This is a genomic window from Corallococcus exercitus (genome assembly GCF_003611585.1).
GTDB lineage: Bacteria > Myxococcota > Myxococcia > Myxococcales > Myxococcaceae > Corallococcus > Corallococcus exercitus.
The window spans coordinates 1-5,565 of sequence record NZ_RAVW01000538.1 but is presented as its reverse complement, the minus strand read 5'-3'; the positions used below and the strand labels follow the sequence as shown (position 1 = coordinate 5,565).

The window sequence follows — 5,565 nt, the reverse complement described above, 5'->3', positions numbered from 1 at the left end:
GGTGCGGGTGGAGGCGGGGGTGCCGCGCTACGGGCAGGACATGGTGGACACCACCATCCCCCTGGAGGCGAACCTCACCAACGCCATCTCCTACAACAAGGGTTGCTACATCGGGCAGGAGGTCATCGCCCGGGCCACCTTCCGCGGGCACATGAACCGGAAGCTGGCGGGGCTGCTCCTGGGCGAGCAGGACGTGGCGCCCGGCACGGAGCTGCGCCGGGGGGAGAAGAAGGTGGGCTGGGTGACCAGCGTGGTGACGTCCCCGGCGAAGGGTCAGCGGGTGGCGCTGGGCTACGTGCACCGGGACTCGCTGGAGCCGGGCACGGAGCTGACGCTGGGCGAAGGCGCGGGCACCGTGACGGTGGCCGCCCTGCCCTTCACCAGCGTCTGATTCCTTTCAAAGGTGGGGCACCCGCATGCCCTTGGGGGGCAAAGCCAGTTGTAGAATGGGATTGCCGTACTTCACGGCAATCACCCCAAGGAACACCTCATGCGTTTGTCATTCATCGCAGCGTTGCTGTCGGTGGGCTTCTTCGCGGGCTGTGGCGGAGTGGAGCCGGAGGCGCAGGCGCAGGAGACGCAGGATGTGACGGCCATGGCGCCGCCGCCCTGTGAGCGCGCCTGCATGACCCTCTACAACTACTGTATGCAGACGGCGACGACGCCCGAGGAGCAGGCCTGGTGCGTGGAGGACCGGACGATCTGCTACCAGGACTGCAGCCTGGGCGCGGCCCCCGTGCAGGCCATGGCGCCCGGTTGCCGGGAGGTGTGCAATCAGGTCTACGCTTCCTGCAAGAGGAACGCGACGACACCGGAAGCCACAGCCTACTGTGTCGAGGAGCACGACTTCTGCTACTCACAGTGCCTGTAGCCTTACTGAAGCGCTGACGTCGCGGCACGCTTCCGGGCGAGGTGGCCCAAGACTGAGCACCATGGCTCCCCCTCAGTCCGCCTCCACCTCGCCTGGCAGCCACACCTCCGTTCCTCTAGGAAGGTCCTGCTTGGAGAGCGTGCGGAAGCAGAGCACGTGCTGAGGACGTGACCGGAACGTGCCGAGCGGGATCTGCGCGAGCGCGACAGCAGACAGCACGTCACCATCCGGCCGCCGTAACGCGACATTGAGTTCCATCTGGACCCGCGTTCCCAGGTCCACATCGGGCACGACAAGGATTCCGCGCCCCTGGATGTCGAAGGTCTGCTCGACCACCAGCAGCCGTCGTGCACCGGGGACGGGAGGGGCTGGCTCCGAGCGCATCAACCCTTCCGCATTGGCGGGAAACCGGCAAAGTCTGACGTCCTGCGGGCATCCAGCACATTGGAGGCTCGCGGATGCGAGCGCCCCCTGGTGGACGTACTCAATCCGGACCGGGCCACCACAATCGGGGCAGAGCACCGGGTCGGGGAGCGGGTCCCAAGACGACACGCGGCGCTCCAACTCCTCCCAGCTCAGGGGCTGCGTTGGGAGGATGGGCTCGATGAGGGTCATGGGCGGTTCGCGTCGCAGTACACGTACTTCGTCCCGATGGAGCAGCCCGCGACGGCGCACTGCGGATCGTTCTTCGCCTCCTGGTCCTTCTTGATGAGGGACTGGAGGTCATCCCCGTTCGCGCAGGACAGGCATTGCACCTGGGGCTCCCCGCCGCAGCAGCCACAGCCACAGGCCACGTAGGTGGCGCTGCAATCCACCGGGGCCTTCGAGGCGACCTTGTCCCCGGCGGCCTGGCAGCCCCACCCCACCGCCCCCGCGAGCAACAGCGGCATCAGCATTCGCATGCGGTGAAGATAAGCGGTGCACGGGCGCTCTGGCTGCCCTGCTCGCTCATGAAATGGACCAGAATCCGCGGCATGCGCCTGCCCCTTCACCTCGCGGCCCTGCTCGTCGCGGGTTGCGCTTCGACACCTCCGGCGGCTCCGACGCTCCCAGCAACGCTCCCCCAGGACGGCACGGTGCACACCTGCACGCTGATCGGCTGCAACTCGGGGATGGTGCTGGACATGACCGTGGACGCCACCCTCGCGCAGCTGCGAGCCGGGGCCTTCACGCTGTGCCGGAACGGGTCGTGCTTCCGGTCGCGCCTGGATGGGTTCCGGCCGGGCCGCGACCCGGGCCTCCTGAGATTGGACATGCCACGAGAGGCCGGGCTCCTTCCCTTGTTGGAGCTCCAGGCGAAGCCCCTGCCCACGGGAGGCACGGTGGTCAGCGTCGTCTACGGCACCGGGGACCAGGTGGTGAAGCAGGGCGACGTCTACCGGGTGACCTTCCATGCCGTGAATGGACGGACGATCGGGGAGTTCCGGGGCGTGGCCCATTACGAGAAGGTCGAACCCAACGGACCGGGCTGCGGCACCTGCTACCACGTCTACTTCCGTCAAGACTGAAGCACTCCGGAGCCGCGGGGAAGGACGCATCCCCTCCCCGCGCCACGGCGCTTGAAGCTAGATGCGGCCTTCGGCCTTCTGCGCGCGCTCGATGCTCTCGAACAGGGCGCGGAAGTTGCCGCCGCCGAAGCCCTGGTCGCCCTTGCGCTGGATGATTTCGTAGAAGAACGGGCCCGCGTCCGGCTGCTTGTAGAGGCTCGCCGCGTCCTTCATGAAGATCTGGAGCATGTAGCTGCGCTCCTTGTCACCGTCGATGAGCACCTCCAACTCGCGCAGGACGTTGATGTCCTCGTCGATCTTCTTGATGCCCATGCGCTGGATGCGGTCCGGCAGCGCGTCGTAGTACGAGCCCGGCGTGGGCATGAACTGGATGCCCGCGTTCTGCCGCATGTCCTTCACGGACGTGAGGATGTCCTTCACCGTGATGGCCAGGTGCTGCACGCCGTCACCGCGGTGGTCCTCGTTGAAGATGTTGATCTGGCTGGCCTTGAAGAACGGGAACTTGGGCTCGTTGTTCGCGAACTTCACGCCGCTCTTCGGGTCCCACATCACTTCGGACTTCAGGCCGCTGCCGTGGTCGCGCTTCTGCTGCGACGCCACGTCCTCGGTGTGGAACTCGATGTGCCAGAACTTCTCGAAGCCCATCACGTGCTCCATCCACAGGAGCATGGGCTTCATCGTCTGGAAGTTCGACGTGACGTGGTCCATCTTGTCGAAGCCGTACTTGTTCTGGCCACCCTTGGGCTGCGCGTGCACCTGGAAGCCCGGGTAGATGGACTTGTAGTGGTCCCGCTGCAGGAAGCGGAACGTGGTGTCACCGAACGGCGTGGTGATGGAGAAGAACGCCAGCTTGCCGCCCGCGTCGTCCGTGAAGCGCTGGATGTCCGTGATGAACGTGGCGCCGCGCTGCTCCAGCAGCTTGAACGTCTTCTCCACGTCCTCCACTTCGAAGTTCAGCGTGCCCACGCCGTCCGGGTGCTTGCGCAGGTAGCGCCACGCCCGGCCGCCCTCGCCCACGGGCTGGCTCACCACCAGGGCAATCTCCCCCGCCTGGAACAGCGCCGACTTCTGCTTGCCGTGCGCCTCCAGCTCCGGCCCGGACACCGCCACCTCCGCGAAGTCCAACCCCTTCGTGTAGAACTGGCGGCTGCGCTCCAGGTCATGCACGTACCAGTGGATGCTCTCCAGGGCCTTGATGCCCAGCGATTCCTGCTTGGCCATGTCGCTGACTCCTCGTGATGAAGATGGTTCGTGATTACGCCGGCTGCGCGTCGGGCTGCCGGTCCGGCTGCGCCGCCTGGAAGGCGGGAAGTTCGTTGCACGCCGCTTCAATCCGCAGCAGCGTGGGATAGGGCTTCAGGTCTACACCGAACCGGCGGGCCCCGTAGAGCTGGGGAACGAGCAGGACGTCCGCGAACGACACTGCGTCCCCCACACAGTAACGGCCCGCCGTCTCCTGCACCGCCGCCTCCAGCGCCGTCAGCCCGTGCACGTTCCAGTGCGCCGCCCAGGCCTTCTCGTCCGCCTTCAGCTCGTTCTTGATGCGCAGCGTCACCGACGTGTTCTGCAACGGCTGCATGCCGGCGTTCACCATCTCCGCCAGCATGCGGGCCTTCGCACGCAGGTACGCGTCGCCAGGCAGGAGGGCGGGCGAGGGCACGCGCTCCTCCAGGTACTCCAGGATGGCCATCGACTCGGAGAGCCTGCGCGCCTGCCCGTCCGCCTCCGTCCACTCCAGCGTGGGCACGCGGGCCATGGGGTTCTTCGCACGGTAGGCCGGCTGGAACTGCTGGCCGCCGTCCTGGAGCAGGTGCACCGCGAGGTACTCGAAGGGGAGCCCCTTCCAGTGGAGCGCGATGCGCGCGCGCCAGGACGCGGAGGAACGCCAGTAGCTGGAAAGCCGCAGGTTCTTCATGGCGCCTTCACCACGGTCTGCGAGATGCGGCCGAAGAGGCTGTGCCCCTCGCCGTCGAGCATTTCGATTTCGATGGTGTCGCCGGGCTTCATGAAGGGCGTCTTCGGCTTGCCCTCGTCGATGGTTTCAATCATCCGGCGCTCGGCGAGGCAGGAGATGCCGCGCGTGCGGTCCTCGTTGGACACCGTGCCGCTGCCCAGGATGGTGCCCGCGGTGAAGGCGCGCGTGCGCGTCAGGTGCTGGATGAGGTCGCGGAAGGAGAAGTGCATCTCCGGGCCCGCGTCCGCGTCGCCCACCAGCTGGCCGTTGAGCGTGCTGCGCATGCGCAGGTGCACCCGGCCGTCGTGCCACGCGGCGCCCAGCTCGTCCGGCGTCAGCGCGAAGGGGCTGAACGCGGTGGCGGGCTTGCTCTGGAAGAAGCCGAAGCCCTTGGCCAGCTCCTCCGGGATGAGGTTCCGCAGGGACACGTCGTTGGCGATCATCACCAGCTTGATGTGCTTGTCCGCGTCCTCGGCCTTCGTGCCCATGGGCGTGTCGCCCAGCACGACGCAGACCTCGCTCTCGAAGTCCAGGCCCCACGCCTCGTCGCGCAGGGGGATGTCCTGCGTGGGCCCCAGGAAGTCGCCGGAGCCGCCCTGGTACACCAGCGGATCCGTGCGCAGCGTGGCGGGCGGCTCCGCGTTGCGCGCCTTGCGCACCAGCACCACGTGGTTGATGTACGCGCTGCCGTCCACCCATTCGTAGGCGCGCGGCAGGGGCGCGTGCAGCGCCTTCACGTCCAGCGGGCGGCTCTGCACCGCGCCGGCTTCCAGCTGCTGCGCCAGCGCGCGCAGCTGCGGCTCCTTCTGGTCCCAGTCATCCAGGGCCGCTTGCAGCGTGAGGGCCACGTTGGTGGCCAGCGCGTAGGCGGAGTTGTCCCGCTTGACGACGATGAGCCGCCCGTCGCGGGTTCCGTCCCTGAGCGTCGCGAGCTTCAATTCCGCGCTCCCTCGGCGGCCTGCGGGGGAGGAAGGGGGAGGCCGCCTGACCCGACGGGCTTTTCCGCCGGGCCACCAGGGGAGTCAAGCACACCGGTTGAACGCGGCGCGCCATCCTTCCTCCCTCCAGCAACGCTGCTGGCCGCATGCATTCGCGTGGCTGTCGGATGCTGGACGGCGTACGGGCACTCCCCGCGTCTTCTGGTGGAAACCCACGAGCCGGGCGGAAACAGCCGTGCGCGAGGCGGGGAGCGGGGTGCTGGCGGGCTGCCTGCCCCACGAACAGCCAGGGGG

8 protein-coding genes are annotated in these 5,565 nt (G+C 67.6%); 3 read left to right on the top strand and 5 right to left on the bottom strand.

All coding sequences use genetic code 11. The annotated features are described in order from the left end of the window. Together ygfZ and D7W79_RS37985 are read left to right on the top strand one after the other, a co-directional pair. On the top strand, positions 1-391 hold a 391-nt coding region (gene ygfZ, locus D7W79_RS37990), incomplete at its 5' end, for a CAF17-like 4Fe-4S cluster assembly/insertion protein YgfZ (RefSeq protein ID WP_276375555.1). Positions 392-490: 99 nt separating this feature from the next. Then, the gene (locus D7W79_RS37985) at positions 491-871 is read left to right on the top strand and encodes a hypothetical protein (protein ID WP_120530147.1); all 381 of its coding nucleotides are present in this window, start codon (positions 491-493) and stop codon (positions 869-871) included. 72 nt (positions 872-943) lie between these two features. Here the strand turns inward: D7W79_RS37985 and D7W79_RS43385 are convergent, their stop codons facing one another. Both D7W79_RS43385 and D7W79_RS37975 read right to left on the bottom strand, forming a co-directional pair. Then, on the bottom strand, positions 944-1,207 hold the full coding sequence (locus D7W79_RS43385) for a hypothetical protein (RefSeq protein WP_147442259.1): 264 nt from the start codon (positions 1,205-1,207) through the stop codon (positions 944-946). 275 nt (positions 1,208-1,482) lie between these two features. After that, complete coding sequence (locus D7W79_RS37975; protein ID WP_147442258.1) at positions 1,483-1,773, bottom strand: hypothetical protein; 291 nt, start codon at positions 1,771-1,773, stop codon at positions 1,483-1,485. Positions 1,774-1,845: 72 nt separating this feature from the next. On the opposite strand from D7W79_RS37975, the gene D7W79_RS37970 reads away from it, so the two are divergent. Next, entirely contained in the window at positions 1,846-2,379 is a 534-nt protein-coding gene (locus D7W79_RS37970; protein WP_147442257.1) for a hypothetical protein, read from the top strand. A 57-nt stretch (positions 2,380-2,436) separates the two neighbouring features. Here the strand turns inward: D7W79_RS37970 and hppD are convergent, their stop codons facing one another. From hppD to D7W79_RS37955, 3 genes are read right to left on the bottom strand one after another with little or no spacing between them, the layout of a single operon-like run. After that, complete coding sequence (hppD, locus tag D7W79_RS37965) at positions 2,437-3,600, bottom strand: 4-hydroxyphenylpyruvate dioxygenase (RefSeq protein WP_120530143.1); 1,164 nt, start codon at positions 3,598-3,600, stop codon at positions 2,437-2,439. 34 nt (positions 3,601-3,634) lie between these two features. Continuing rightward, entirely contained in the window at positions 3,635-4,294 is a 660-nt protein-coding gene (gene maiA / locus D7W79_RS37960) for a maleylacetoacetate isomerase (protein ID WP_120530142.1), read from the bottom strand. Then, complete coding sequence (locus D7W79_RS37955) at positions 4,291-5,271, bottom strand: fumarylacetoacetate hydrolase family protein (RefSeq protein ID WP_120530141.1); 981 nt, start codon at positions 5,269-5,271, stop codon at positions 4,291-4,293. The genes maiA and D7W79_RS37955 overlap by 4 nt, the downstream gene beginning before the upstream one ends. Positions 5,272-5,565 lie beyond the last annotated feature (294 nt).

Bases quoted from the DNA above. Each gene is read 5' to 3' on its own strand.
- D7W79_RS37985 (WP_120530147.1), top strand. From the start codon at position 491: ATGCGTTTGTCATTCATCGCAGCGTTGCTGTCGGTGGGCTTCTTCGCG.
- D7W79_RS37975 (WP_147442258.1), bottom strand. From the start codon at position 1,773: ATGCGAATGCTGATGCCGCTGTTGCTCGCGGGGGCGGTGGGGTGGGGC.
- D7W79_RS37970 (WP_147442257.1), top strand. From the start codon at position 1,846: ATGCGCCTGCCCCTTCACCTCGCGGCCCTGCTCGTCGCGGGTTGCGCT.
- hppD (WP_120530143.1), bottom strand. From the start codon at position 3,600: ATGGCCAAGCAGGAATCGCTGGGCATCAAGGCCCTGGAGAGCATCCAC.
- maiA (WP_120530142.1), bottom strand. From the start codon at position 4,294: ATGAAGAACCTGCGGCTTTCCAGCTACTGGCGTTCCTCCGCGTCCTGG.